Here is a 24560-nt window from a genome sequence, read left to right on the forward strand (position 1 = left end):
CGCCATGTCCGCTGCCGCCGCCCCTACCTGGGACCCCGCGCAGTACCTGCGTCACGCCGGTCACCGCGCCCGCCCCTTCGCCGATCTGCTCGCCCGGGTCCCCGACCTGCCCGGCGCCGCCCCCCGCATCGCCGACCTCGGCTGCGGGCCGGGCAACGTCACCGCCGTCCTCGCCGAGCGCTGGCCCACCGCCCGCGTCACCGGCTACGACAACTCCCCGGAGATGCTCGCCTACGCCCGGGCCCACGCAGACCCCCGCCTCGACTTCGCCCACGCCGACGTCCGGATCTGGACGCCCACGGAGCCGTACGACCTCATCGTCAGCAATGCCACCCTGCAGTGGATCCCCGGTCACGCGGACCGTTTCGCCGACTGGATCGACGGACTCGTGCCCGGCGGCACCTTCGCCTTCCAGGTCCCCGGGAACTTCGACTCCCCGAGCCACCGCCTGATGCGCGAGCTGGCCGACCGGCACGGCCTGGACGGCACCCTGCGCCACGGCGACGCGGTGCTCACGCCCGCGGCCTACTTGGAGCGGCTGACCGCCCTCGGCTGCACGGTCGACGCCTGGGAGACGACGTACATCCCTCTCCTGCCCGGTGAGGACCCGGTCCTGGACTGGGTGAAGGGCACCGGTCTCAGGCCCGTGCTGGCGGCTCTCGCCGACGACCCGGAGGCCAGGGAGGCGTTCCTCGCCGAGTACCGGGCGGCCCTGCGCGCGGCCTACCCGGCGGGACCGCACGGCACGATGTTCCCGTTCCGCCGCATCTTCGCCGTGGCCCGCAAGGAGGCGGGCTGATCACCGCCGTCGACCATGTCCAGCTCCCTCGGCATTGAGGAGGACTTCCGTCCGACTCGACAGGCGCACCGGGAGGCGCACGGCGCCGCTAGGCCTTGCGGCGGCCTATCAGGTGGGGCTTGGCCTCCAGGCCGTCCAGGCCGTGCCAGGCCAGGTTCACCAGATGGGCCGCCACCTCCGCCTTCTTCGGGCGGCGGACGTCCAGCCACCACTGGCCGGTCAGGGCGACCATGCCGACCAGGGCCTGGGCGTAGAGGGGGGCCAGTTTGGGGTCGAAGCCCCGGCTCTTGAACTCCCGGCCGAGGATGTCCTCCACCTGGGTGGCGATGTCCGAGATCAGGGAGGCGAAGGAGCCCGTGGACTGGGGGATGGGGGAGTCGCGGACCAGGATGCGGAAGCCGTCCGTGTACTCCTCGATGTAGTCCAGGAGGGCGAACGCCGCCTGTTCGCACAGTTCCCTCGGGTGGCCCGCCGTCAGGGAACTGGTGACCATGTCCAGCAGGCGGCGCATCTCACGGTCCACCACCACCGCGTACAGGCCCTCCTTGCCGCCGAAGTGCTCGTACACCACCGGCTTGGAGACCCCGGCCTTCGCCGCGATCTCCTCCACCGACGTGGCCTCGAAGCCCTTCGCGGCGAAGAGGGTGCGACCGATCTCCAGCAGTTGCTGGCGACGCTCCGCACCGGTCATCCGGGTACGGCGCGCGCGCCGCGGCTTCTCGTTGCTCGGGGTATTGCTGGAGTCGGTCGCCACGTCGTCAATCATGCCGCCTTCGCGGCATCCGCCCCCCGTCGGGAGCCGTCATCCTCGGCGTTCCGGCGGGAATCGATACGCGAGCGTGACGGCCAGCGGACGTCGTACGCCCAGCCCGCCTGCTCGAACCAGCGGATGAGCCGCGCGGAGGAGTCCACCTGCCCGCGCATCACTCCGTGCCGCGCCGAGGTCGGGTCGGCGTGGTGCAGGTTGTGCCAGGACTCGCCGCAGGACAGGATCGCCAGCCACCACACGTTGCCCGACCGGTCCCGCGACTTGAAGGGCCGCTTGCCGACCGCGTGGCAGATGGAGTTGATCGACCAGGTCACGTGGTGCAGCAGCGCCACCCGGACCAGCGAGCCCCAGAAGAAGCCCGTGAACGCGCCCCACCAGGACATCGTCACCAGGCCGCCGATCAGAGCGGGCAGGGCCAGTGACAGGATCGTCCAGTAGAGGAAGTGCCGGGAGATCGTGCGGATCGCCCGGTCCTTGATCAGGTCCGGGGCGTACTTCTCCTGCGGGGTGCGCTCCTCGTCGAACATCCAGCCGATGTGCGCCCACCACAGGCCCTTCATCAGCGCCGGAAGGGTCTCCCCGTAGCGCCACGGGGAGTGCGGGTCGCCCTCCGCGTCGGAGAACTTGTGGTGCTTGCGGTGGTCGGCGACCCAGCGGACCAGCGGGCCCTCGACCGCCATCGAGCCGGCGATGGCGAGCGCGATGCGCAGCGGGCGCTTGGCCTTGAAGGAGCCGTGGGTGAAGTAGCGGTGGTAGCCGATGGTCACACCGTGGCAGGCGAAGTAGTAGAAGAAGATCAGCAGACCGAGGTCGAGCCAGCTCACGCCCCAGCCCCAGGCCAGCGGCACCGCCGCGGCCAGTGCCAGGAACGGGACGACGATGAAGAGGAGCAGCGCGAACTGTTCGAGCGCCCCCTTCTTCTCGCCGCCCAGCGTGGCGGGGGGTACGGGGGTGTCGTCGTTCGCCTGCGGGGCGTCTTCGATCACATCGGAGCTCGTGGTCATGGGCGTCCCCTGTGGGGTCGTGGGTGGTGAGGCTGATGCCGGGTGGTTCCGGGAACCGTGCCCTGGTTCCGTTACAACGGTACCTACGGTTCCGTAACCTACGGCGTCGTAAGTATGGCAGCGCGTCGCCCGGCGGCAAGAGCCCGTGAGTCTGCGCGTCCGCACGGCCACCTATCCTTGGAGTCGGTCGGACAGCGCGGTCCGCTCTGAATTTTTCCCGGATCTCCGTCCCGTATGCGGCAGCCGCCGCGCGGGACGTGCTGACGGGTTCCCTCCCGGACGAGCTTCAACACTGCAAGGAGCCGCATCTGTGAGCAGTGCCGACGACCTGACTACGAGCACCACGTCGACCAGCACCGAGCTGCGCGCCGACATCAGGCGGCTGGGCGATCTCCTGGGCGAGACTCTCGTCCGGCAGGAGGGTCCGGAGCTTCTCGAGCTGGTCGAGAGGGTCCGCCGACTCACCCGCGAGGACGGCGAGGCCGCGGCGGAGCTGCTGCGCGGCACCGAACTGGACACCGCGGCCAAGCTGGTCCGCGCCTTCTCCACCTACTTCCACCTCGCCAACGTCACCGAGCAGGTGCACCGCGGCCGGGAGCTGCGCGCCAAGCGCGCCGCCGAGGGCGGTCTGCTGGCCCGCACGGCCGACCGGCTGAAGGACGCCGACCCCGAGCACCTGCGGGCGACGGTGAAGAACCTCAACGTCCGCCCGGTCTTCACCGCCCACCCCACCGAGGCCGCGCGCCGCTCGGTGCTGAACAAGCTCCGGCGCATCGCCGCCCTGCTGGAGACCCCGGTCATCGAGTCCGACCGCCGCCGCTACGACACCCGTCTGGCGGAGAACATCGACCTCATCTGGCAGACCGACGAACTGCGCGTCGTGCGCCCCGAGCCGGCCGACGAGGCCCGCAACGCCATCTACTACCTCGACGAGCTGCACGCCGGCGCCGTCGGGGACGTCCTGGAGGACCTCACCGCCGAGCTGGAGCGGGTCGGGGTCAAGCTGCCCGACGAGACCCGGCCGCTCACCTTCGGCACCTGGATCGGCGGCGACCGCGACGGCAACCCCAACGTCACCCCGCAGGTCACCTGGGACGTGCTGATCCTCCAGCACGAGCACGGCATCAACGACGCCCTGGAGATGATCGACGAGCTGCGCGGCTTCCTGTCGAACTCCATCCGCTACTCGGGCGCCACGCCGGAGCTGCTGGAGTCGCTGAACGAGGACCTGGAGCGCCTGCCGGAGATCAGCCCCCGCTACAAGCGGCTGAACGCCGAGGAGCCCTACCGGCTCAAGGCCACCTGCATCCGGCAGAAGCTGGAGAACACCAAGCAGCGCCTGGCCAAGGGCATCCCGCACGAGCCGGGCCGCGACTACCTGGGCACCGGCGAGCTGCTGGCCGACCTGGTGCTGATCCAGACCTCGCTGCGCGAGCACCGCGGGGGACTGTTCGCCGACGGTCGGATGAACCGCACGATCCGCACGCTGTCCGCGTTCGGCCTGCAGCTCGCCACGATGGACGTCCGCGAGCACGCCGACGCCCACCACCACGCCCTCGGCCAGCTCTTCGACCGGCTCGGCGAGGAGTCCTGGCGGTACGCGGACATGCCGCGCGACTACCGGGGCAAGCTGCTCGCCAAGGAGCTCAGGTCCCGGCGGCCGCTGGCCCCCTCGCCGGCGCCGGTGGACGCGGCCGGGGAGAAGACGCTCGGGGTCTTCCAGACCGTCAGACGGGCGCTGGAGGTCTTCGGGCCCGAGGTCATCGAGTCGTACATCATCTCGATGTGCCAGGGCGCCGACGACGTCTTCGCCGCCGCCGTGCTGGCCCGGGAGGCCGGGCTGATCGATCTGCACGCCGGCTGGGCGAAGATCGGCATCGTGCCGCTGCTGGAGACGACGGACGAGCTCAAGGCCGCCGACACGATCCTGGAGGACATGCTCTCCGACCCGTCCTACCGGCGTCTGGTGGCGCTGCGGGGTGATGTCCAGGAGGTCATGCTCGGCTACTCCGACTCCTCCAAGTTCGGCGGCATCACCACCTCGCAGTGGGAGATCCACCGGGCGCAGCGGCGGCTGCGTGACGTGGCGCACCGCTACGGCGTACGGCTGCGGCTCTTCCACGGCCGCGGCGGCACCGTCGGCCGCGGCGGCGGCCCCTCGCACGACGCGATCCTCGCCCAGCCCTGGGGCACCCTGGAGGGCGAGATCAAGGTGACCGAGCAGGGCGAGGTCATCTCCGACAAGTACCTGGTGCCGTCGCTGGCCCGGGAGAACCTGGAGCTGACGGTCGCGGCCACGCTCCAGGCGTCCGCCCTGCACACCGCCCCGCGCCAGTCCGACGAGGCCCTCGCACGCTGGGACGCGGCGATGGACGTGGTGAGCGACGCGGCCCACGCCGCCTACCGCCGCCTGGTGGAGGACCCGGACCTGCCGACGTACTTCCTCGCGTCGACGCCGGTGGACCAGCTCGCCGACCTGCACCTCGGCTCGCGGCCCTCCCGCCGTCCCGGCTCGGGTGTCTCCCTCGACGGACTGCGCGCCATCCCGTGGGTGTTCGGCTGGACCCAGTCCCGGCAGATCGTCCCCGGCTGGTTCGGTGTCGGCAGCGGGCTGAAGGCGCTGCGCGAGGCGGGCCTGGGCACCGTGCTCGACGAGATGCACGAGCAGTGGCACTTCTTCCGCAACTTCGTCTCCAACGTGGAGATGACGCTCGCGAAGACGGACCTGCGCATCGCCCAGCACTACGTCGACACCCTCGTCCCCGACGAGCTCAAGCACGTGTTCGAGACCATCAAGGCCGAGCACGAGCTGACCGTGCGCGAGGTGCTGAAGGTGACGGGCGAGGCGGAGCTGCTGGACGCGACCCCGGTGCTGAAGCAGACCTTCTCGATCCGGGACGCCTATCTGGACCCGATCTCCTACCTCCAGGTCGCCCTGCTCAAGCGCCAGCGCGAGGCGGCGGCCGCCGGGGAGCAGGCGGATCCGCTGCTGTCCCGGGCGCTGCTGCTGACGGTGAACGGCGTGGCGGCGGGGCTGCGCAACACCGGCTGACGGTTCCTCGCGCAACGGCGGTGCCCCCGAGCCTCGTACCGGCTCGGGGGCACCGCCGTGTGCTGGGGGGTGGGTCAGGCCGAGCGGCGGCGGTGGAGGAGGTAGCCGCCGGCGGCGAGCAGGGTGGCCGCGATGCCGGTCAGCAGGCCGACCGGGGCGCCGTTGCCGGTCTCGGCGAGGTCGCCCTCGGGGCCGCTGCCGCCGCCCTGGGGGGAGGGGGCGGCCGACGACTCGGCGCCGGAAGGGGGAGTGGCGGTGGGGGTGGGGGTGGCGCTCGTGTCCGGGGACGGGATGCCGGACTGCCCGGGCTTGCCGGGTTCCTCGGTCTCCTCGGTCTCCTCGCAGTCCGTCCAGAAGACCTTGTGCTTGGCGGACCCCTTCTCGCCCTCGAAGTTCCAGAACAGCTTGTAGTGGCCGTCGGGCAGCGTCATGTCGTCGCTGCGGCCGTGGCCCTCGCTGTCCAGGGTGAGCTCGCCGGACTTCACGGTCTCGCCCTTGACGCCGGCCGTCGGGGCCCAGGACTCGATGTGCCAGTCGACCTGCTGGCCGCCGTCGAAGCCGAAGGCGTCGAGGTAGAAGGAGCAGACGCGGGGCTCGTTGTGGCGCAGCTCCTCGTCGGTGGTGGCGTCGTGGATCTTCACGGTGCCGTTGTCCCCGGGCGGGGTGGCATGGGCGGCGGGGGCGAGGAACAGGGCCGCCGAGGCGACGGCGGACAGGGCGCCGGCGCGGGTGAGGGTACGCATGGGCAGTCCAGCTTCGTGACGGGGAACGGGCGGAAGTGGAGGGGGCGGCTCAGCTTCCGGCCGGCCCCGGCTCCAGGTCAATCACGAACGGACAACACTCGGTTTCTTCACAGGGTTACTGCTCAGACGGTGACAAAGGCCGCCGTGAGCAAGGCGGTTCCGGTGCCCGCCAGGGCCCAGGCGGCCCGGGTGCGGCGGAGGCCGCCCGCCACCACGACCGAGGCCAGCAGCAGTGCGCCGCCCAACGGGACCCAGGCGTAGAGGATGCCGGACGGGCCGGAGCGGACCACGTCGTCGGAGCCCGGTTTGATGATGACCGTGTAGGTACTGCCCTTGCGGACGGCGGCCGTGTGCTCGATGACGACGCGCTCGCGGGGCTGCGAGCCCTGGGAGAGGGGGGTGTAAGGGCCGGTGCAGGTGTCCTCGGCGCAGCGGGTCACCTCTACGGTGCCGCGCTCGCGCCCCTTGGTGAGCATCACGTGCTGGGCGGTCCCCCATGACGCCCAGACGCCCGCGATCAGGATCAGCACCGCGACCGTACCCATGGCCACGACGCGTCCGAACCGCAGTGCGGTGACGGCGCCCTGGCTGGACATGACGGCGGTAGGCATGGCCGCGATCCTTGGCCATTGCCTTGCTGAAAGTCAATGTCGCACTTGCCGGGAACTCCAGCGCCGCCTCCCGTCGAGACGTGCTACTGGGGCGACGACTTCGGCGTACGGGAAGGGGTGGGCGCGGGCGCCCTGCCCGGGGCCGAACCCGTACGAACGGCGGACGCCGACGACGGCTCCGCGCGCGCCCGCAGATGGCTGAAAACCCACCGCGCTACGAGTTGTACGTCCCCTGCGCCCGCTCCAGCCCCTCGATGACCAGGCTCTCCACCGCGTCCGCCGCCCGGTCCACGAAGTAGTCCAGCTCCTTGCGCTCAGCGGCGGAGAAGTCCTTCAGCACGAAGTCGGCGACCGGCATCCGCCCCGGCGGCCGGCCGATCCCGAACCGCACCCGGTGATAGTCGGCGCCCATCACCTTCGTCATCGACTTCAGACCGTTGTGCCCGTTGTCCCCGCCGCCGAACTTCAGCCGCAGGGTGCCGTAGTCGATGTCCAGCTCGTCGTGGACGGCCACGATGTTGGCGACCGGCACCTTGTAGAAGTCCCTCAGCGCGTTCACCGGCCCGCCGGAGAGGTTCATGAACGACATCGGCTTCACCAGGATCACCCGGCGGTTCAGCGGCCCCGGCGGCCCGATCCGCCCCTCCACGACCTGCGCCTGCGCCTTCCCGGCCCGCTTGAACCTCCCCCCGATCCGCTCGGCCAGCAGATCCGCCACCATGAACCCGACGTTGTGCCGGTTCATCGCGTACTCGGGCCCGGGGTTGCCGAGACCGGCGACGATCCAGGGGGCGCTCGGGTCGGAAGTCACGTCCATGTCTCCTTGATACGCCACAGCCGCCGCTTCCGGGGAAACGGCGGCCGTCGGCCTGCTGTGGGCAGTGAACAGCTCAGGCTCAGGCCTCGGTGGCCTCGGTGCCCTCGCCGGCCTCACCCTCCGGGGCCTCCTCCGCCTGCGCGGCCAGGACCTGGATGACGACCGCGTCCTCGTCGACGGCGAGCTTCACACCGCTGGGCAGGGTGATGTCCTTGGCGAGGATGGAGTCACCGGCGGCCAGGCCCTCGATGGACACCGTGACCGACTCGGGGATGTGCGTGGCCTCGGCCTCGACGGGCAGCGCGTTGAGCACGTGCTCCAGCAGGTTGCCACCGGCGGCCAGCTCGCCCTCGGTGTGCACGAAGATCTCGACGTTGACCTTCTCGCCACGCTGCACGAGCTGCAGGTCGACGTGCTCGAGGAAGCCCTTGATCGGGTCACGCTGCACGGACTTCGGGATCGCCAGCTCGTTGGTCTTGCCGTCGATGTCCAGGGCGATCAGGACGTTCGGCGTACGCAGCGCGAGCAGCAGCTCGTGACCCGGCAGGGTCAGGTGCAGCGGGTCGGAACCGTGGCCGTACAGCACACCGGGAACCTTGCTGTCACGGCGGATGCGGCGGGCGGCACCCTTGCCGAACTCGCTGCGCGTGACGGCGGAGATCTTCACCTCGGACATAACGATCACTCCTCGTATGGGTGAGAAACGGACAGGGTCACCCGGCCACGAACGGCCTGCTACGAAGAGCGCGTCGATAACGGATCGCCGGACCCCCATGAGTGCGCCTCACGGAGAACGGCCTCCCTCGCCGAGCAACCTGAGCAGTCTACTCGGCAGGGGAGGCCGTACGAAATCGATCTAGCGGCTCACTGCTCGTCGAACAGGCTCGTCACCGAACCGTCCTCGAACACCTCACGCACCGCGCTCGCGATCGTCGGTGCGATCGACAGCACCGTGATCTTGTCGAGGTCGTCGGCCAGCTCACCCGGCGTCGGCAGCGTGTTGGTGAACACGAACTCGCTCACCCGGGAGTTCTTCAGACGGTCCGCCGCCGGACCCGACAGCACACCGTGGGTCGCCGTCACGATGACGTCCTCGGCACCGTGCGCGAACAGCGCGTCGGCCGCGGCGCAGATCGTGCCACCCGTGTCGATCATGTCGTCGACCAGGACGCACACCCGGCCCTTGACCTCACCCACGACCTCGTGGACGGTCACCTGGTTCGCCACGTCCTTGTCACGCCGCTTGTGCACGATCGCCAGCGGCGCACCCAGACGGTCGCACCAGCGGTCCGCGACCCGCACCCGGCCGGCGTCCGGGGAGACCACCGTCAGCTTGGCGCGGTCGACCTTGCGGCCCACGTAGTCCGCCAGCAGCGGCAGCGCGAACAGATGATCCACCGGACCGTCGAAGAAGCCCTGGATCTGGTCCGTGTGCAAATCGACCGTGAGGATCCGGTGGGCACCCGCCGTCTTCATCAGGTCCGCGATCAGACGCGCCGAAATAGGTTCACGGCCACGGTGCTTCTTGTCCTGACGCGCGTAACCGTAGAACGGCACGATGACCGTGATGGAGCGGGCCGACGCACGCTTCAGCGCGTCGATCATGATCAGCTGCTCCATGATCCACTGATTGATCGGAGCCGTGTGGCTCTGGATCACGAAGCAGTCCGCACCACGCGCCGACTCCTGATAGCGCACGTAGATCTCGCCGTTGGCGAAGTCGAAGGCCTTCGTCGGGACGACCCCGACACCCAGCTGGTGGGCGACCTCCTCGGCAAGCTCGGGGTGGGCGCGGCCGGAGAAGAACATCATCTTCTTCTCGCCGGTCGTCTTGATCCCGGTCACAGCACTGTCTCCTCAGAGGTGTCTCAGCTGGGTGTCGAGAGGCCGCACCAGCCCGTCCCGACTGGGTGCGAGCGGCCGTCTCAGCTGGTTAGGTGCGGATGTGCACTTATCACGGTACGCCGTCCCCGACGCGCCTGTTTCCAGTCAGTTTTCGTCTTCCGGCCGCCCGGACGCCGCCTCGGCCGCCTTCGCCGCCGCGCTCCCCGGACGCTTGCGGGCCACCCAGCCCTCGATATTCCGCTGCTGACCACGGGCCACGGCCAGCGAACCGGGCGGTACGTCCTTGGTGATCACAGACCCGGCGGCGGTGTACGCCCCGTCCCCGATCGTGACAGGTGCCACAAACATGTTGTCCGAACCGGTCCGGCAGTGCGACCCGATGGTCGTGTGGTGCTTGTCCTGTCCGTCGTAGTTCACGAAGACACTGGCGGCACCGATGTTCGTGTGGTCCCCGATCGTCGCGTCACCGACGTACGACAGATGCGGGACCTTCGTCCCCTCACCGATCGAGGCGTTCTTCGTCTCGACGTACGTGCCGATCTTGCCCTTCGCACCCAGCCGGGTCCCCGGCCGCAGATAGGCGTACGGTCCCACCGTCGCCTCCGCGCCCACCTCGGCCCGGTCCGCCACCGTGGCCTCCACCCGCGCCCCGGCACCGACCCGGGTGTCGGTCAGCCGGCAGTTCGGGCCCACCTCCGCGCCCTCACCGAGATGCGTGGCGCCCAGCAGCTGGGTGCCCGGGTGCACCACGGCGTCCTGCTCGAAGCTCACCGTGACATCGACCCAGGTGGTCGCCGGGTCGACGACCGTCACCCCGGCCAGCATCGCGTCCGTCAGGAGCCGGTCGTTGAGGATCCGCCGCGCCTCGGCGAGCTGCACACGGTTGTTGATACCGGCGATCTCGCGGTGATCCCCCGCGACCGAAGCCCCCACCCGGTGCCCCGCCTCCCGCAGGATCCCCAGGACGTCGGTCAGGTACTCCTCGCCCTGGCTGTTGTCCGTACGGACCTTGCCCAGCGCGTCCGCGAGCAACTGCCCGTCGAAGGCGAACACCCCGGAGTTGATCTCCCGGATCGCCCGCTGGGACGCGTCGGCGTCCTTGTGCTCGACGATCGCGGTGACAGCACCCGAGGCGCCGTCCCGCACGATCCGGCCGTACCCGGTCGCGTCCGGCACCTCGGCCGTCAGCACGGTCACGGCGTTGCCGTCGGCGGAGTGGGTGGCGGCCAGGGCCTGGAGGGTGGCGCCGGTCAGCAGCGGGGTGTCGCCGCAGACGACGACCACGGTCCCGTCGACGGCGCCGCCCAGCTCCTCCAGGGCCATCCGTACGGCGTGCCCGGTGCCGTTCTGCTGCGCCTGCACGGCCGTACGCACCTCGGCGTCCACCTCGGCGAGGTGCGCGGTGACCTTCTCGCGGGCGTGGCCGACGACCACGACGAGGTTCTCGGGCTGCAACTCGCGCGCGGCGGCCAGCACATGACCCACGAGGCTGCGTCCGCAGATCTCGTGCAGGACCTTGGGTGTGGCCGACTTCATACGGGTGCCCTCACCCGCTGCGAGAACGACGACGGCTGCCGGGCGAATGGCGCTCACGGGGTTGCCCTTCGGCTTTTGGGATGGGGAGGGGTGACATCCGCAGGATACCGGGGCGTTTCGCGGTGGTTATGGGAGCGGGCCCTGACTGGCGCTGTTTGGCCGTCAGGACCCGAACCGAGCAGTTGCTCCCCCGCCAGGACTCGAACCTGAAATACATCATCCAAAGTGACGTGTGTTGCCGATTACACCACGGGGGAATGTACCCGGCTAATCGGACATATCGCCGATCTGCTGGGTGGCTCCCAACACTATGCCGTACCAAGAGCCTTCGATGCGACGGTACAACTCGGCACTCTGCCGGACGGTGAGCACCAGGCAGCCGCGATAATCATCGCCCGTGTTCTTGCGGACGGTCTTCGGGTTGTGCCGCTTCAGGGTTGTCTTGGCGAAGGCGCTGCGGTCGGCCTGAGCGATGTCCGCCCAGTACCTCTCGGCTGCTTCGACGTCGGCGGACTCGTGGATCATCACGCGGTAGCCGATGCGCTCTCTGCCGACTTCGAGCAGGTCGAGCCAGGCAAGGAACAGGCGGATCATGCCGGGGTCACTGTTGACGAAGGCCACCCGCTCCCGCCGCGCGTGCGGTTTGTCCTTGGTGCCCTCGGCCCAGTACAGGCCAACGCCCAAAACGAACAGTTCCCGCTTGGACAGCTTGCCGACCTCCGCCGCGGCCGCAGCCTTGACGTGCTGCCGTTGCTCGTCGCGCACGGCGAGTTCGTGCTCCCAGCGCTTCTGCGCCGCCAGCTTCGCCTGATCCGCCGGATCGCGTCGCTCCGGCTTCGGCAGGTCTCGTACCCACAGGGAGATCGAGCTTTTCGAGCACCCCAGCTCCACCTGGATCTGGTCGTACGTCCAGCCCTGGAGTCGTAGCTCGCGGGCTTTGCCCCTGAGGTCGTCCTTCGCGTTCGGTCGCTTCGTCCATTGCGGAGGTGGCTCGCCCTCCAGGAGCCGGTTGAGGAGGTCGTTGTTGTCGACGTGGAGTTCATCGCGGATCCGGCGTCGGCTGAGGCCCGCTCGGCGCAAGGTCGTCGCCCGTTCCCGGAGTGCTTCGAAGTCGGTGTATTTGTTCGGTGGATGTGCCATAGGCATACCGTCCGGACGGAATGGTCGGTTCCGGTGTCGAACGGTGAGCGATTCAGCAGTTCGAGGTATTTCGGGTTGTTTCGCCTCCCGTCGGTCCGGTCCTGTGGTGTAGGCCAGTCCCGGAAACTCACCGGAAATGGCCCGCCCCCCGCCCGTAGGCTGGAGTCATGACCACGACGGGGGAAGAGCACACCGGGGCCCTGGCCGGGCCGTGGTGGTGGGCGAGGTGGCGTAGTGCCGCGCTGGACATGGGTCTGGCCGCGGTGTCCGCGCTGGAGTGCGGGGCGAAAGGGTTCGGCTTCGCGGCGGACGCGGGGATCCCGGCGTTCGTGGGTGTGCTGTTCGGGGTGCTGGCCGGTTCGGTGCTGGTGGTGCGGCGGCGGTGGCCGATCGCGGTCGTGCTGGTCTCGATCGCCGTCATGCCCGCCCAGATGGGCTTCTTGATGATCGTCGTCGGCCTGTACACCCTGGCCGCCTCCGAACTGCCCCGCCGGATCATCGGCGCGCTGGCCGGCATGTCCCAGGTCGGCATGCTGATCGTGACGTTCGTGTGGCTGCGCCAGGGCGTGGACCAGGGCGACCTCCAGTTCGGGGACTGGTTCGTGCCGTTCGGCGCGATCACCACCTCGCTGGGGATGACCGCGCCCCCGCTGCTGCTCGGCCTGTACGTGGGCGCGCGCCGGCGGCTGATGGAGTCGCTGCGGGAGCGGGCGGACAGTCTGGAACGGGAGCTGCAACTGCTCGCGGAGCGCGCGGAGGAGCGGGCCGAGTGGGCGCGGGGTGAGGAGCGCACGCGGATCGCGCGGGAGATGCACGACGTGGTCGCGCACCGGGTGAGCCTGATGGTGGTGCATGCGGCGGCGCTGCAGGCGGTCGCGCGCAAGGATCCGGAGAAGGCGGTCAAGAACGCCGCCCTGGTCGGTGACATGGGCCGGCAGGCGCTGACGGAGTTGCGCGAGATGCTCGGCGTGCTGCGCGCCACCGACGGTCTCGCGGGGCGGCGTCCGGTGGTGCCGCTGGCGGCGGTCGGCGCGGCTGCCGCGGCGGCGGCGTCCCGGGCCGCGCAGGACGAGGGTGCTTCGGCCGAGGGGCCGTGTCTGTCGGAACTGGACGAGTTGATCGGGCAGTCCGCGGCGGCGGGCATGGTGGTCGACCTGTCGGTCGAGGGCGACGTGCGGGGCTATCCGCCCGAGGTGGAGCAGACGGCGTACCGCGTGGTGCAGGAGGCGCTGACCAACGTGCACAAGCACGCGGCGGGCGCGAAGACGCACGTACGGCTGGCTCATCGGGTCGCCGAGATCGCGATGCAGGTGGAGAACGAGCCCCCGCCGGAGGCGGCGTCGGCGTCCTCGGCGCGGTTGCCGTCGGGCGGCAACGGCCTGGTGGGGATGAAGGAGCGGGTGGCCGCGCTGGGCGGGGTGTTCGTGTCCGGGCCGACGGATGCCGGGGGGTTCCGGGTGTCGGCGGTGATTCCGGCGGCGTGAGGGTGGCGTGGGGCCGGCTCAGGGCGCGGTGAGCCGTACCGGTTCGGTGCCCGCGACGAGGGTGCTGAGCGCCAGGTCGATGTCGGGGCCGAGGTACCAGTCGCCGGTGTGGTCGAGGGTGTAGACGCGGCCCTCGGCGTCGATGGCGAGCAGGGCGTCGGTGTCGGTTTCCGCGCCGAGGGGGCAGACCTCGGTGTCGAGGGCGCGGCCGAGGTCGCCGAGGGTGCGGGCCATGTGCAGGCCGTGCAGCGGGTCGAGGTGGACGCTGGCGGGGGCGACCTGGCGGCCCGGTCCGGGCGGGGTGATGTGCAGTCCGCCGAACTCCGCCCAGGCCTCCACCGCGGCGGGGAAGACGGTGTGCCGGTGGCCCGCGGGCGAGGCGTGGTCGCGCAGGGTGTCGGCCCAGATCTCGGCCTGCTTGATGTCCCAGCGTCCGGGCTGCCAGCCGGCGGCGCGCAGGGCGGCGTCGACGGGCACGGGGAAGCGGGTGGTGGAGGTGCGGTCCGGGTGCATCTGCCCTCTATCGTGCGGGTGTGAAGGACGGGCGTCGGTCGTCAGTCGCCGGCGCCGGCCGGGTCGACGATCCGGACGCCGAAGTGGGCGCTGAGGGCGGTGCAGGCGCGGCAGGGTGTGGCGAAGCTGCCGTGCAGGGGGTCGCCGTCCTCGCGGATGCGGCGGGCGGTGAGCTTGGCCTGCTTGAGGGCTTTGCGGGCCTCGCCGTTGGTCATCGGTTTGCGGGCGGCGCGTTTGCTGCGGGCGGCGTCGGCGGTGGCGATGTGCCGGGAGATCAGGATCGTCTCGGCGCAGCGGCCGGTGAAGCGGTCGCGTTGGGCGCTGGTCAGGGTGTCGAGGAAGTCCTGGACCAGTGGGTGCAGCGCGGGCGGCTGGTCGCCGCGGGCGGCGGTGCCGGTGAGGGTGGCGCCGCGGACCGAGAGGGCGGCGGCGACGGTGGGGAGTATGCCGTCGCGGCGGTGGCGCAGGGTGGGGGCGTGCGGGACCTCGGTGGCGCTCCAGCCGACCCGGGGGTCGCCGGACGGGCTCGTTCTCGGGCCCCCGTGTGGTCCTGTCTGCGTCGCGTTCATGATCGTCATCCCCTCCCGTGCATCCCCCCGGACGACACAGAGTGCCAAATGGCGTGGCTGGTGCGGAAGCTGGGGCGGCGCGACACGCCCGGGTTTGGGCAGGCTGTCACGGCGGGGTGACGGCTGGTCACGGAAGCGGAGGGGCCCTGACCGGTGCCCGGTGACCCGTGTCGCCGTACCGCATAGGCTGTCGGCACCGCGATCCATGCGGTTGACGCGTGGAGACAGTCGATACGGGGCGTAGTGGCCGAGGAGGGTCAGTGCGTGCCGTACCAGAACGCCGCAGGGGGCAACCGCCATGACGACAGGTCGGCTCGGGCTGGGGGCGCCTCCCGGCCGCCAGGCCGGGGGACACGCCGCGCCGCCGAACGCGGCCTACGCCGGGCAGGTCGTGCACTTCCCGGATCCGGTCCGGGCTGCCCGTCACCCGCGTGGGGTGCGGATCGACGAGCACGGCTATCCCGACTTCTCGCCCTACGCGCGGGCGGCCGCGGAGATCGCGGACCCGCCGGAGGGGTTCGGCGTCGACGAACTGCGCCTGACGGATTACGTGTCGGCGAACGCGGCGCTGGCGGCCTCCGGTCATGAGCTGTGGGACACGGTGCCGTCGGTGGCGACGCCGCACGGCTGGACGTGGCACCATGCGGCGGCTTCGCGGCGGCTCGAACTGGTTCCGGTCGAGGTCAAGGCGCTGCTGCGGCATCACGGCGGGATCGCGACGGCGGCGGTGGACCAGAACAAGCGGGGCACCCGGCCGCTCCAGGAGACGCGTCCGGCGCACATCGGTCTGCCCAAGTCGGGGGTGGCGGTGAGCGAGGCGCAGGTGCTGGGCGTCGAGGAGGACCTCGGGTACCGGCTGCCGGGCGCGTACCGGTCGTTCCTGAAGGCGGCGGGCGGTTGCGCGCCGGTGGGGACCGCGCTGGACGCGGAGTTGGGCCTGCTGATCGACCAGCCCTTCTTCACGGTGCGCGAGGAGGCGGCGGTCAATGACCTCGTCTACGTCAACAAGTGCCTGCGGGACCATCTGACCAAGGACTATCTGGGCGTCGGTTTCGTCCAGGGCGGTCTGCTGGCGGTGAAGGTGAAGGGCGAGCGGATCGGTTCGGTCTGGTTCTGCGCGTACGACGACGCGCGGGACGTCGATCCGGCGTGGTCGCCGGCGGAACGGGTGGAGCGGCTGCTGCTGCCCTGCGGTGACGACTTCGACGGTTTCCTCTCCCGGCTGGCGGGTTCGCCGCCCGAGCTGGAGACGGTGGCCAACCTGATGGTCGACGGTGGGTTCGCCCGTTCCGTGCCGGTGTCTACTTCCGTGTCTGGGGAGTGAGTTTCGCGATGGTGACGTTCGCTCAGGCGCAGGAGCGCGCGGAGGAGTGGGTCAACGGTGATGTGCCCGCGTACCAGCACCGGGAGGTGCGGGTGCGGGAGTTCGAGCTGGGGTTCGTCGTCTGGGCCGAGGACCGCCCGGACGGGCCGCGCTCGGACGGCGGGGCGCAGCGGCTGGTCATCGCCCGGGACAGCGGCGAGGCGAGCCTGTGGCCCGCGCTGCCGGTGGGCGAGGTGATCCGCCGGTACGAGGAGGAGTACGGCCGCCCGGACGAGGCCCCGGAGCCGGCGCCGGCGGCTTCGGCGCGGGTGGATCTGAACCAGACGTCGTTCCTGCTGACTCCTCCGGAGTGGTTGCAGGAGGCGGCGGATCAGCTGGGGATTCCCGGCCGCCGGGGTGGGGACACCTCGGGCGGGACGGCGGCCGGCGCTGGTGTGGGGTCCGGTGCGTCGGCGGGGCCTGATGAGGGGTCCGGTGGGTCGGACGGGTCCGGTGCGGGGGTCGGTGCCGGTGCCGGGGTCGGTGCTGGTGGTGGGGCTTTGCCGGAGGCGCAGGCCGGGGCGCCGGGGGCGGGTTCGGCTTGGCCGGATGCCGGGGTGGCTGATGCGCCGGGTGGGTCTGGTGCGGGGGCCGGGTCCGGGGCGGGTTCCGGGGCCGGTGCCGTGGGTCTGCCGGAGACGCAGGCCGGGGCGCCCGGGGCGGGTTCGGCTTGGCCCGATGCCGGGGTGGCCGATGCGACTCCCTGGGCCGGTACGGACACCAACGCGGACGCCGGTGAGGACCGTTCCGTACCGCTGCCCGCGACCGTGTTCGCGCAGCAGCTGAACGAGGTGGACGACAGCACGCCGCCGCCGGCCGTGCCGGACGCGAAGACGGCGCTGATGTCGGGGGGCAGCCAGCTGCCGCGTACCGCGGTGGCGCCGGCGCTCGACGACTCGGCCGCGCCGGGCTCCCCCGTGCCGGGCGCCACGCCTCCGCCTCCCGCGGGCGCGCCGTCCTCCGGCTACCAGCAGGGCGGCCCGGGTGCCGCCCCCGACGCCGGGCCGGGCCGGCCGCTCGCGCCGAACGCCGGGGACATCGCCGACGCCGCGACGAGCAAGGCGACGCCTCCGCCGCGTCGTGCGGCGACTCCGCCGCCTCCGCCGAGCGCCCCCGGAGCGCCGGGCGCGCGCCCGGGAGCCACGCCGCCGCCCGCGCCGTCCGGCCCTGGTGCGCCGGGGACGCCCGCGGGCGGGTACGTACCGACGCAGCTGGTGTCCGCGCTCGGTCCCGAGGGCCCCGGCGGTCCGGGCGGTCCGGCCGGTCCGGGCGCGCCGCAGCCTCCCGGCGCTCCGGGTGCGCCCGGCGGGACGCCTCCGGGCGGTGTGCACCACGCGGCCACGATGCTGGCCGATCCGAGCCAGATGAGTGGGGGCGGCAGGGTGCCGCAGCCTCCTGGCCCGCCCGGTGCGCCGAACGCCCCGGGGATGCCGAACCCGCCCGGAGCCCCGGGCGCCCCGCAGCCCCCTGGCGCCCCCGGCATGCCCGGCGCCCCCGGCGCCGGCCGCGGTGCCGTGCACCACGCGGAGACCGTGCTGTCCGCGCCCCCCGTGGGCGGCCCCGGCACGCCTCCGCCGCCGCAGGCCCCTGGCGCCCCCGGTATGGCACCGGGCGCCGTACAGCCGCCGATGCCGCCCGGCGCGATGCCCCCTGGGGCGATGCCGCCGCCCGGTCAGCCGATGCCCATGCCCATGCCCATGCCGGGTCAGCAGCCCCCGGCGTACGGCTACCCGCAGCAGCCCACCGGTCAGCCGACCGTGGGCCCGGGGTACCAGGCCGTGCTGCGCTACCGCGCGCAGGACGGTTCCGAGCAGCAGCTGATCCGGCGTTCGGCGCCGGGCACGCCGCACCCGGAGTGGCAGATCTTCCACGAGCTGCGCGCCATGAACGTGCCGCCGGACCAGGTGCTGGAGCTGCACACCGAGCTGGAGTCGTGCGAGCTGCCGGGCGCGTATTGCGCGCGGATGATCCGGGAGCAGTGGCCGCAGGCGCGGATCGCGAGCATCGCGCCGTACGGCACGGATCACGCGAGCCGGCAGCAGGGGATGCGGCAGTTGCTGGCGCACCAGGGCGAGCTGCACCAGGTGGCGGACGGCCCCGCGCGGCCCGCGCCGGTGCGGGCGCCGCTGCCGCCGGTGCCGCCCGCGCCGCCGGTGCCGCCGGAGGCGATCGGGCAGGAGCTGGCCGCGGTGTTCGGGCCGGGGGTGTTCCGGTTCGAGCAGGCCGCCGTGTCCCGGCAGGGCGTGCCGCCGATCGTGGCGCACAGCCTGGTCGCGGCGGGGCTGCCGATGGACATGGGCCCCTTCTTCTGGGCCCAGGCCCAGCCGGGGCGGCCGGTGCCGACGCTGGCGGAGCTGGCGGTCGAGCGCGGGGTGCAGCCGGCCTCGGACGCGGGCTCGTACCTGGTGATGGGCAGCGACTTCGGCCGGGCGATCTGTGTCCAGTACGGGACGGCGAACATCGTCGCGGTGCCGGTGGAGGCAGGGCCGGGCGGGGCGCCCGTGCCGCCGCAGTTCGTGAACACCGGGCTGCCCGAGTTCCAGCGCTGTCTGGCGCTGCTCGGCCGGATGTGGCGGCTGCGGTTCGGGCTGAACCAGGAGCAGGCGGGCCGCTGGACCGTCGACTTCCAGGCGCAGCTGGCCGCGCTGGACCCGGCGGCGCTCGGTTCGCCGGAGAGCTGGTGGTCGGTCCTGCTGGAGCAGATGTGGGACGGCCTGCTGTGACGCGCCGCCGCTGAGCGGCACGCACGCGTGGACGCCGGGCCCGGTCAGGACGACCGGGCCCGGCTTCTTCGTACCCCCGGACGGTGCATGACCCGGACGGCGCGTGACCCATGACCGGAGTGTCGCGTTATGTACCTTTCTTTCCGATACATGAAGATGGCCGCGAAATCATGATTGTGCGTCCGTCTGATGGAGAGGGGTTCCAGCATGAGCGGCACACCGGTCCCGCCCCACGGCTTCGTGGCCGTACGGGGGCGTGGGTACCGTCCCGAACAGGTCGACGCGTTCGCCGCCGCCCTCTCCCAGGACCGGGACGCCGCGTGGGAGCGCGCCGCCCGGCTGACCGTGCTCGCCAAGGAGATGCAGGCCGAGGCGGTACGGATGCGGGAGGCCGTGGCCCGGCTCGCGCCCCAGACGTACGACGCCCTCGGGGAGCGCGCGCGGCGCCTCTTCGAGCTGGGTGCGGAGGAGGCCGCGGCGGTGCGGGAGGGCGCTCGGGAGGAGGCGCGGCGCCTCGCGGAGGAGGCGCGGGCGCACGCGGAGAGTGGGCAGGGGGCGGCACGGGAGCATGCCGACTCGGTACGGGCCGAGGCGGAGGAGCGCGCGCGTCAGCGTCTGCTCGCGGCGCGCGCCGAGGCGGACGAGATCCGGATCACGGCCCGGCGCGAGGTCAAGGAGTGCCGCGGGGAGGCGGTGGCCGCCCTGCGCGAGGTGCGGCAGCGCACCACCGGCCTGCTCGCCGAGCAGGCCAGGGAGTACGCCGAACGGCTGGCCGCGTTCGAGCGCGAGGCCGAGGAGCGGGCGGCCGCGGCCGAGGTCCGGCACGCCGAGCGCATGGCCCGCGCGGAGGCCGCGCTCTCCGACGCGAAGCAGGCGCTCGCCGATGCCGAGGCGGCGGGCCGCCGGAGCCAGGAGGAGGCGCGGGCGCGGGCGGCCGAGATGATCGCGGAGGCGCGGGTACGCGAGGAGCGCATCGCGACCGAAACCGAGCGCGTACTGCGCGAACACGGCGAGCGCTGGGACGACGTACGCGCCCACATGGATCACGTACGCACCAGCCTCACCACCCTGACAGGCCGAGCCGCAGCGGAATGACCACCCCCGGGGCGCCCACCCTCGCGGCCCGGGTCCGTCAGTTCTGGTGGCGGGTGGCGCCTGCCAGGATCCAGCCCTCTACCGCCTCGTACTGGTGCCGTTGCTCCTCGGCCTTTCGGCGGCCCGAGGCCAGCGTGCCCAGCCAGCCGAACAGGAAGCCCGCGGGGATGGAGACGAGGCCGGTGGTGGTGAACGGGAACCAGTTGAAGTCGGCCTCGGGGAAGGCGGAGAAGGGTGATCCGGAGACCAGGTTGGTGCCCGGCATCATCAGCAGCACCACCAGCGAACCGCCGATCAGCGTGGCGAGCAGGCCGGTGCGGGTGTACCGGCGCCAGAAGAGGCTGTAGACCAGCGCGGGGGCGATGGCCGAGGCACCGAGGCAGAACGACAGCGTCACCAGCGGCTGCAGACTGCGGTGCTGCACCATCGTGGCCAAGAGGATCGCCGGCGCCCCCACCGCCAGCGCGGACAGCCGGGCCAGCGTCATCTCGCGGCGCCCCGACAACTCCCGCAGCCGGGTGGCGAACACGTCGTGGGCGAGGGTGTTGGCGCAGGCGAGGATCATCCCGGCGACCGAGGCGAGCACCGTCAGGAAGATCGCCGTGGTGACCGTGGTGAACAGGAAGGTCTCCGCCGTGGAGACCTCGGCCCCGAACGCGGCCTGGGAGCCGAGCAGATAGGCGGTGTTGCCCTGCGGGTCGGCCCCGGCGATCCCCGCCCGCCCGATCAGCGCGGTCGCGCCGAAGCCCACGACGGTGATGACCAGCACGAACAGCACGACCGTGGAGACCGCCCAGGACATCGAACGGCGGACCTGCCGCGCGCTGTCGGCGGTGTACATGCGCATGGTGACGTGCGGCAGACAGGCGCCGCCGAGGACGACGGCGAGCTGGGAGCTGACCATGTCGAGGCCCGGATGCGGCCCGCCCGAGAACTGCAGCCCGGAGCTGAGGAAGGCGGATCCCACCCCGCTCCCCTCGGCGGCGGCGTCGAAGAGGGCGGCCGGGTTCCAGTCGAACTTGCTCAGCACCAGGACGGCGACCACGGCGCCGGAGCCGAGCAGCATCACCATCTTCAGGATCTGGATGAGCGCGGTGCCCTTCATCCCGCCGATCGCCGCGTAACTGATCATCAGCGCACCGAGACCGATGATGCAGCCCGTCTTCATCGAGTCACCGGAGAAGCCGAGGATGAACGCCATCAGCTGCCCGGTGCCGGCGAGTTGGACCACCATCAGCGGCACCAGCGCGGCGATCGTCACCACGCACGCCGTGATCCGCACGCTGCGCCCGGGCATCCGGCGGGCGAGCGCGTCCCCCATGGTGAACCGGCCCGCGTTGCGCAGCGGTTCGGCCAGCAGGAACATCAGCAGCATCAGCGACAGCGCCGTGCTGAGGGCGAGGACGATGCCGTCGTAGCCGTACAGGGCGATGACGCCGGTGGTGCCGAGCACGGTCGCGGCGGAGATGTAGTCGCCGCCGATGGCCAGGCCGTTGCGCATGGCGGACAGGGAGCCGTAGCCGGTGTAGAACTCGTCGAGGTCGTCCCGGTCGGGGCCGGTCATCACGCACAGCAGCAGCGTGATCGTGGCGACGGCGGAGAACGCCACCAGGGACATCGCCTGTGCGTCACCGCTGAACTGCGTGGTCATCGCTGCGCCGCCTCCTCGCGCCGGGCGTCCACCGCGGCCTGCTTGCGGATGCGCTCCGCGAGCGGGTCGACGTAACGGCGCGCGGTGTGCTCGTACAGCGCGATCGCCAGCCAGGTGACGGGGAGCTGGACCAGGGCGAGCAGCAGTCCGGTGGGCAGGCCGTCGGTGACGGTGCTCGTCATGAAGGCCGGCGCGGTCGCCGACAGGATCAGGAACAGGACGAAGTAGCCGAGCGCGGTGAGGGTGGCGGTGCGCCGCTGCCAGCGGTAGGCGCTGCGCAGGATGCGCAGGTCGCTGTGGTGGCCGAGCGCGGGGTGGCGCGGCGCGCGGTGCCGTGGGGGCTCGGCGGGGGCCGTCGGCTGCCAGGGGTAGCCGGCATACGGCTGGGGAGGCCGGTGCGGGGACGGCGGATACGAGTCGGGGGACATCCCGTACTCCTTGCGTGGCGGCTCGGGTCCGGTACGGACCGCAGGGAGGTGGGGGGGCGGTCGAGCGGGTGACGCACGTTACTCGCTGGTAGCAAGATCCGCGAGGCTTTCGACAAACTGAGTGGTCGGTATGCGCTTGCTTTCGCTTCGACGCGCCTGACCTCGGGTGTTACCCCGGTTAACTCCGACTTTTCGAGAGCCCCGACTGCCGCAGCGCGCGGTGATAGGCGATGCCGGGCCGCTCGTCGATCACGAGTTCGCCGGTGGGGGAGAAGGCGTTGCGCTCCAGCACCGCCCGGGACGCCAGGTTGTCGAGCGTCGTGACCGCGGTGAGCTCCGTGAGCCCGTACGTGGTGGCGGCCAGCTCGCACACGGCCCGGACCGCCGCCGTCGCCACGCCCTTGCCCGCGGCCCGCTCCCCGACGCGGTAGCCGAGTTCGCCGCCGCCGTGCTCGACGTCCATCAGGTTGATCCGGCCGATCAGCCGGTTCCCGTCGTCGAGCAGGACATGGAAGTGGCAGATGCCGAGGGCCTGTTCGGTCAGCAGCGCCTGGTGGCGGGCGGCGAAACCGGCGGGTTCGAAGTAGGCGTCACCGCGGTCGGGGATCGTGCGCACGAAGTACGCGCGGTTCTCCCGCTCGAAGGCCAGCACCGCGTCCGCGTGCTCGGCCCGCAGCCGCTCCAGCCTCACCATGCGGCCAGGGTAGGCCCGTTCAGTCCCCGATCACCGGGAATTTCCGCGGCGCCAGGAACAGCAGCACCAGGAACGCCAGCGCCGCGGCGCAGGCCGCCCCCAGATACACGGCGTGCACCGCGTCCGCGACGGCGTGCCGCGTCGCCTCCGCCGCCGCCCCCGAGCCGACGGCGCCGGTGACCGGGTCCAGGTCGCTCGCGCCGCCGAGGCGGGCCGCGAGGACGGCGTTGGCGATGGCGCCGAAGGCCGCCGCGCCCAGCGTCTGCCCGGTCTGCCGGCAGAACAGCACGGACGCCGTGGTGGTGCCCCGCTCCGACCAGGCCACCGTCGACTGGACGCCCACGATCAGCGGCAGCTGGAAGAGCCCGAGCGCGCCCCCGAGCAGCAGCATCAGCAGCGTCGGCTGCCAGGCCTGGCCCGGATACGGCAGGAACGGGAAGGCGAACAGGACCAGGGCCGCGGCCGCCATGCCGAGCAGCGCGGTGTCCCGGAAGCCGATCCTGCGGTACACGTGCTGGCTGAGGGCGGCCGACACCGGCCAGCTCAACGTCCATACCGACAGCACGAATCCGGCGGCCATGGGGCCGAGTCCGAGCACCGACTGGGCGTAGGTGGGCAGGAAGACGGTCGGGGCGACCATCAGCAGGCCCAGCGCGCCGAGCGCGAGATTGACCGCGGCGATCGTACGGCGGCGCCAGACCCAGCCCGGGATGATCGGTTCCGCGGCCCGGCGCTCGACCAGGACGACGACCCCCACGAGCGCGCATCCCGTCGCCAGCAGGGCGATCGAGGGTGCCGACAGCCAGGGCCAGGCCACCCCGCCCTGCACCAGCGCGGTCAGCAGGACGCCGCCGCACGCGAACACCGCGACCGCGCCCGCCCAGTCGACACGCGCGCGCGTGGCGGGCGATTTCCGCTCCGGCTCGTGCAGATGACGCACGATCAGCCACAACGCCACCGCCCCGACGGGCAGGTTGACCAGGAAGATCCACCGCCAGTCCGCGTACGCCGCCAGCAGGCCGCCCACCCCGGGCCCGGCCACCGCGGACACCGCCCACACCGTGGACAGCTTGGACTGGATCCGGGGGCGCTCCTTGAGCGGGTACAGATCCGCGGCGAGCGTCTGGACCGTCCCCTGCAGCGCGCCGCCGCCGAGGCCCTGCACGATCCGGAACGCGATCAGCGCCCCCATGTTCCAGGCCACCGCGCACAGCAGCGAGCCGAGCAGGAACACGGCGGCGCCCGCCACCAGCACCGGCTTGCGGCCGAAGGTGTCGGACAGCTTGCCGTAGACGGGTAGGCTCACCGTCACGGCCAGCAGATACCCGGAGAAGAGCCAGGAGAAGTAGGAGAAGCCGCCGAGGTCCCCGACGATCTGGGGGACGGCGGTGGAGACGATGGTGGAGTCCAGCGCGGCCAGCGCCATGGACAGCATCAGGGCGGCCACCACGGCACCGCGGCGCTCGGTCCCGGTGCGCTGTGCGCAGTCGCGGGTCGCAGGTCTCGTGTCGCCGCCCACAGGATGCCTTCCCCTTGCACCTATCTGCCGCCCGACAGCATCCCACTTGAACCTCACGTCACGGCAGGGATGAGGCTGAAGGAGGAGGCGACCCCGAGAACACCTCCGCCCAAAGGTGCACTGCCCCTAGGGGTACCTCCCCACCAGGGCTCGGGGAGGGTTCGTCCCGGCGGAGGACGAACGGGCCCCGGCCGGTCCTTAACCT

Annotated in this window: 21 protein-coding genes and 1 tRNA gene; 6 read left to right on the forward strand and 16 right to left on the reverse strand. The window is 71.8% G+C overall.

What is annotated here, in order from left to right; translation table 11 throughout:
* Nucleotides 1–4 precede the first annotated feature (4 nt).
* Entirely contained in the window at nt 5–799 is a 795-nt protein-coding gene (locus ACWD1Z_RS11720) for a trans-aconitate 2-methyltransferase (RefSeq protein WP_451117724.1), read from the forward strand.
* Nucleotides 800–887: 88 nt separating this feature from the next.
* On the opposite strand, the gene ACWD1Z_RS11725 is transcribed toward ACWD1Z_RS11720, so the two are convergent.
* Nucleotides 888–1565, reverse strand: a complete 678-nt coding sequence (locus ACWD1Z_RS11725; RefSeq protein WP_250077522.1) for a TetR/AcrR family transcriptional regulator — start codon at nt 1563–1565, stop codon at nt 888–890.
* Nucleotides 1562–2572: an acyl-CoA desaturase gene (locus tag ACWD1Z_RS11730; RefSeq protein ID WP_451117726.1), complete on the reverse strand. Its 1011-nt coding sequence runs from the start codon at nt 2570–2572 to the stop codon at nt 1562–1564. Before ACWD1Z_RS11730 ends, ACWD1Z_RS11725 begins: the two co-directional genes overlap by 4 nt.
* A gap of 310 nt (nt 2573–2882) precedes the next feature.
* Between ACWD1Z_RS11730 and ppc the strand changes: the two genes are divergently transcribed.
* The gene (gene ppc / locus ACWD1Z_RS11735) at nt 2883–5624 is read left to right on the forward strand and encodes a phosphoenolpyruvate carboxylase (RefSeq protein ID WP_451117728.1); all 2742 of its coding nucleotides are present in this window, start codon (nt 2883–2885) and stop codon (nt 5622–5624) included.
* A gap of 74 nt (nt 5625–5698) precedes the next feature.
* Here the strand turns inward: ppc and ACWD1Z_RS11740 are convergent, their stop codons facing one another.
* From ACWD1Z_RS11740 to ACWD1Z_RS11775, 8 genes are all read right to left on the reverse strand, one after another.
* On the reverse strand, nt 5699–6367 hold the full coding sequence (locus tag ACWD1Z_RS11740) for an LPXTG cell wall anchor domain-containing protein (protein ID WP_451117730.1): 669 nt from the start codon (nt 6365–6367) through the stop codon (nt 5699–5701).
* A 122-nt stretch (nt 6368–6489) separates the two neighbouring features.
* Nucleotides 6490–6978 carry a hypothetical protein gene (locus ACWD1Z_RS11745; RefSeq protein ID WP_451117732.1) on the reverse strand — a complete coding sequence of 163 codons (489 nt, stop codon included), beginning with the start codon at nt 6976–6978 and terminating at the stop codon, nt 6490–6492.
* A gap of 214 nt (nt 6979–7192) precedes the next feature.
* Nucleotides 7193–7795 (reverse strand): aminoacyl-tRNA hydrolase, encoded by a 603-nt coding sequence (gene pth / locus ACWD1Z_RS11750; protein ID WP_451117734.1) that lies wholly within the window; start codon nt 7793–7795, stop codon nt 7193–7195.
* 79 nt (nt 7796–7874) lie between these two features.
* Entirely contained in the window at nt 7875–8471 is a 597-nt protein-coding gene (locus tag ACWD1Z_RS11755; RefSeq protein ID WP_451117736.1) for a 50S ribosomal protein L25/general stress protein Ctc, read from the reverse strand.
* 188 nt (nt 8472–8659) lie between these two features.
* Nucleotides 8660–9640: a ribose-phosphate diphosphokinase gene (locus ACWD1Z_RS11760; RefSeq protein WP_383309840.1), complete on the reverse strand. Its 981-nt coding sequence runs from the start codon at nt 9638–9640 to the stop codon at nt 8660–8662.
* A gap of 144 nt (nt 9641–9784) precedes the next feature.
* Nucleotides 9785–11233, reverse strand: a complete 1449-nt coding sequence (gene glmU / locus ACWD1Z_RS11765; RefSeq protein ID WP_451117738.1) for a bifunctional UDP-N-acetylglucosamine diphosphorylase/glucosamine-1-phosphate N-acetyltransferase GlmU — start codon at nt 11231–11233, stop codon at nt 9785–9787.
* A 128-nt stretch (nt 11234–11361) separates the two neighbouring features.
* Nucleotides 11362–11433 (reverse strand) — tRNA-Gln (locus ACWD1Z_RS11770).
* 10 nt (nt 11434–11443) lie between these two features.
* Nucleotides 11444–12316: a hypothetical protein gene (locus ACWD1Z_RS11775; RefSeq protein ID WP_451117740.1), complete on the reverse strand. Its 873-nt coding sequence runs from the start codon at nt 12314–12316 to the stop codon at nt 11444–11446.
* 167 nt (nt 12317–12483) lie between these two features.
* Between ACWD1Z_RS11775 and ACWD1Z_RS11780 the strand changes: the two genes are divergently transcribed.
* Nucleotides 12484–13800: a sensor histidine kinase gene (locus ACWD1Z_RS11780; protein ID WP_451117742.1), complete on the forward strand. Its 1317-nt coding sequence runs from the start codon at nt 12484–12486 to the stop codon at nt 13798–13800.
* An 18-nt stretch (nt 13801–13818) separates the two neighbouring features.
* On the opposite strand, the gene ACWD1Z_RS11785 is transcribed toward ACWD1Z_RS11780, so the two are convergent.
* Nucleotides 13819–14313, reverse strand: coding sequence for an SUKH-3 domain-containing protein (locus ACWD1Z_RS11785; protein ID WP_451117744.1), 495 nt, complete (start codon nt 14311–14313; stop codon nt 13819–13821).
* A 41-nt stretch (nt 14314–14354) separates the two neighbouring features.
* A complete protein-coding gene (locus ACWD1Z_RS11790; protein ID WP_451117746.1) occupies nt 14355–14891 on the reverse strand; it encodes a YwqJ-related putative deaminase in 537 nt (178 codons plus the stop codon).
* Between the two features lie 289 nt (nt 14892–15180).
* On the opposite strand from ACWD1Z_RS11790, the gene ACWD1Z_RS11795 reads away from it, so the two are divergent.
* From ACWD1Z_RS11795 to ACWD1Z_RS11805, 3 genes are all read left to right on the forward strand, one after another.
* Nucleotides 15181–16206 (forward strand): SMI1/KNR4 family protein, encoded by a 1026-nt coding sequence (locus ACWD1Z_RS11795; RefSeq protein WP_451117748.1) that lies wholly within the window; start codon nt 15181–15183, stop codon nt 16204–16206.
* 8 nt (nt 16207–16214) lie between these two features.
* On the forward strand, nt 16215–18968 hold the full coding sequence (locus tag ACWD1Z_RS11800) for an SUKH-4 family immunity protein (protein ID WP_451117750.1): 2754 nt from the start codon (nt 16215–16217) through the stop codon (nt 18966–18968).
* Between the two features lie 207 nt (nt 18969–19175).
* A complete protein-coding gene (locus ACWD1Z_RS11805) occupies nt 19176–20063 on the forward strand; it encodes a cellulose-binding protein (protein ID WP_451117752.1) in 888 nt (295 codons plus the stop codon).
* Nucleotides 20064–20100: 37 nt separating this feature from the next.
* Here ACWD1Z_RS11805 and ACWD1Z_RS11810 read toward each other — a convergent pair whose 3' ends face one another.
* The 4 genes from ACWD1Z_RS11810 to ACWD1Z_RS11825 all read right to left on the reverse strand — a co-directional run bounded on the left by ACWD1Z_RS11810 (nt 20101) and on the right by ACWD1Z_RS11825 (nt 24355).
* Nucleotides 20101–21714: a sodium/solute symporter gene (locus ACWD1Z_RS11810; protein WP_451117754.1), complete on the reverse strand. Its 1614-nt coding sequence runs from the start codon at nt 21712–21714 to the stop codon at nt 20101–20103.
* Nucleotides 21711–22142 carry a DUF485 domain-containing protein gene (locus ACWD1Z_RS11815; protein ID WP_451117756.1) on the reverse strand — a complete coding sequence of 144 codons (432 nt, stop codon included), beginning with the start codon at nt 22140–22142 and terminating at the stop codon, nt 21711–21713. Before ACWD1Z_RS11815 ends, ACWD1Z_RS11810 begins: the two co-directional genes overlap by 4 nt.
* A 178-nt stretch (nt 22143–22320) precedes the next feature.
* Complete coding sequence (locus ACWD1Z_RS11820) at nt 22321–22836, reverse strand: GNAT family N-acetyltransferase (protein WP_451117758.1); 516 nt, start codon at nt 22834–22836, stop codon at nt 22321–22323.
* A 19-nt stretch (nt 22837–22855) separates the two neighbouring features.
* A complete protein-coding gene (locus tag ACWD1Z_RS11825; RefSeq protein ID WP_451117760.1) occupies nt 22856–24355 on the reverse strand; it encodes an MFS transporter in 1500 nt (499 codons plus the stop codon).
* Nucleotides 24356–24560: the final 205 nt, after the last annotated feature.

The sequence above is a fragment of the Streptomyces sp. NPDC002784 genome, assembly GCF_053592135.1.

Coding starts and splice junctions, on each gene's coding strand:
- ACWD1Z_RS11720 (WP_451117724.1), top strand. CDS start 5: ATGTCCGCTGCCGCCGCCCCTACCTGGGACCCCGCGCAGTACCTGCGT.
- ACWD1Z_RS11725 (WP_250077522.1), bottom strand. CDS start 1,565: ATGATTGACGACGTGGCGACCGACTCCAGCAATACCCCGAGCAACGAG.
- ACWD1Z_RS11730 (WP_451117726.1), bottom strand. CDS start 2,572: ATGACCACGAGCTCCGATGTGATCGAAGACGCCCCGCAGGCGAACGAC.
- ACWD1Z_RS11740 (WP_451117730.1), bottom strand. CDS start 6,367: ATGCGTACCCTCACCCGCGCCGGCGCCCTGTCCGCCGTCGCCTCGGCG.
- ACWD1Z_RS11745 (WP_451117732.1), bottom strand. CDS start 6,978: ATGCCTACCGCCGTCATGTCCAGCCAGGGCGCCGTCACCGCACTGCGG.
- pth (WP_451117734.1), bottom strand. CDS start 7,795: ATGGACGTGACTTCCGACCCGAGCGCCCCCTGGATCGTCGCCGGTCTC.
- ACWD1Z_RS11755 (WP_451117736.1), bottom strand. CDS start 8,471: ATGTCCGAGGTGAAGATCTCCGCCGTCACGCGCAGCGAGTTCGGCAAG.
- ACWD1Z_RS11775 (WP_451117740.1), bottom strand. CDS start 12,316: ATGGCACATCCACCGAACAAATACACCGACTTCGAAGCACTCCGGGAA.
- ACWD1Z_RS11780 (WP_451117742.1), top strand. CDS start 12,484: ATGACCACGACGGGGGAAGAGCACACCGGGGCCCTGGCCGGGCCGTGG.
- ACWD1Z_RS11785 (WP_451117744.1), bottom strand. CDS start 14,313: ATGCACCCGGACCGCACCTCCACCACCCGCTTCCCCGTGCCCGTCGAC.
- ACWD1Z_RS11790 (WP_451117746.1), bottom strand. CDS start 14,891: ATGACGATCATGAACGCGACGCAGACAGGACCACACGGGGGCCCGAGA.
- ACWD1Z_RS11795 (WP_451117748.1), top strand. CDS start 15,181: ATGACGACAGGTCGGCTCGGGCTGGGGGCGCCTCCCGGCCGCCAGGCC.
- ACWD1Z_RS11800 (WP_451117750.1), top strand. CDS start 16,215: ATGGTGACGTTCGCTCAGGCGCAGGAGCGCGCGGAGGAGTGGGTCAAC.
- ACWD1Z_RS11805 (WP_451117752.1), top strand. CDS start 19,176: ATGAGCGGCACACCGGTCCCGCCCCACGGCTTCGTGGCCGTACGGGGG.
- ACWD1Z_RS11810 (WP_451117754.1), bottom strand. CDS start 21,714: ATGACCACGCAGTTCAGCGGTGACGCACAGGCGATGTCCCTGGTGGCG.
- ACWD1Z_RS11815 (WP_451117756.1), bottom strand. CDS start 22,142: ATGTCCCCCGACTCGTATCCGCCGTCCCCGCACCGGCCTCCCCAGCCG.
- ACWD1Z_RS11820 (WP_451117758.1), bottom strand. CDS start 22,836: ATGGTGAGGCTGGAGCGGCTGCGGGCCGAGCACGCGGACGCGGTGCTG.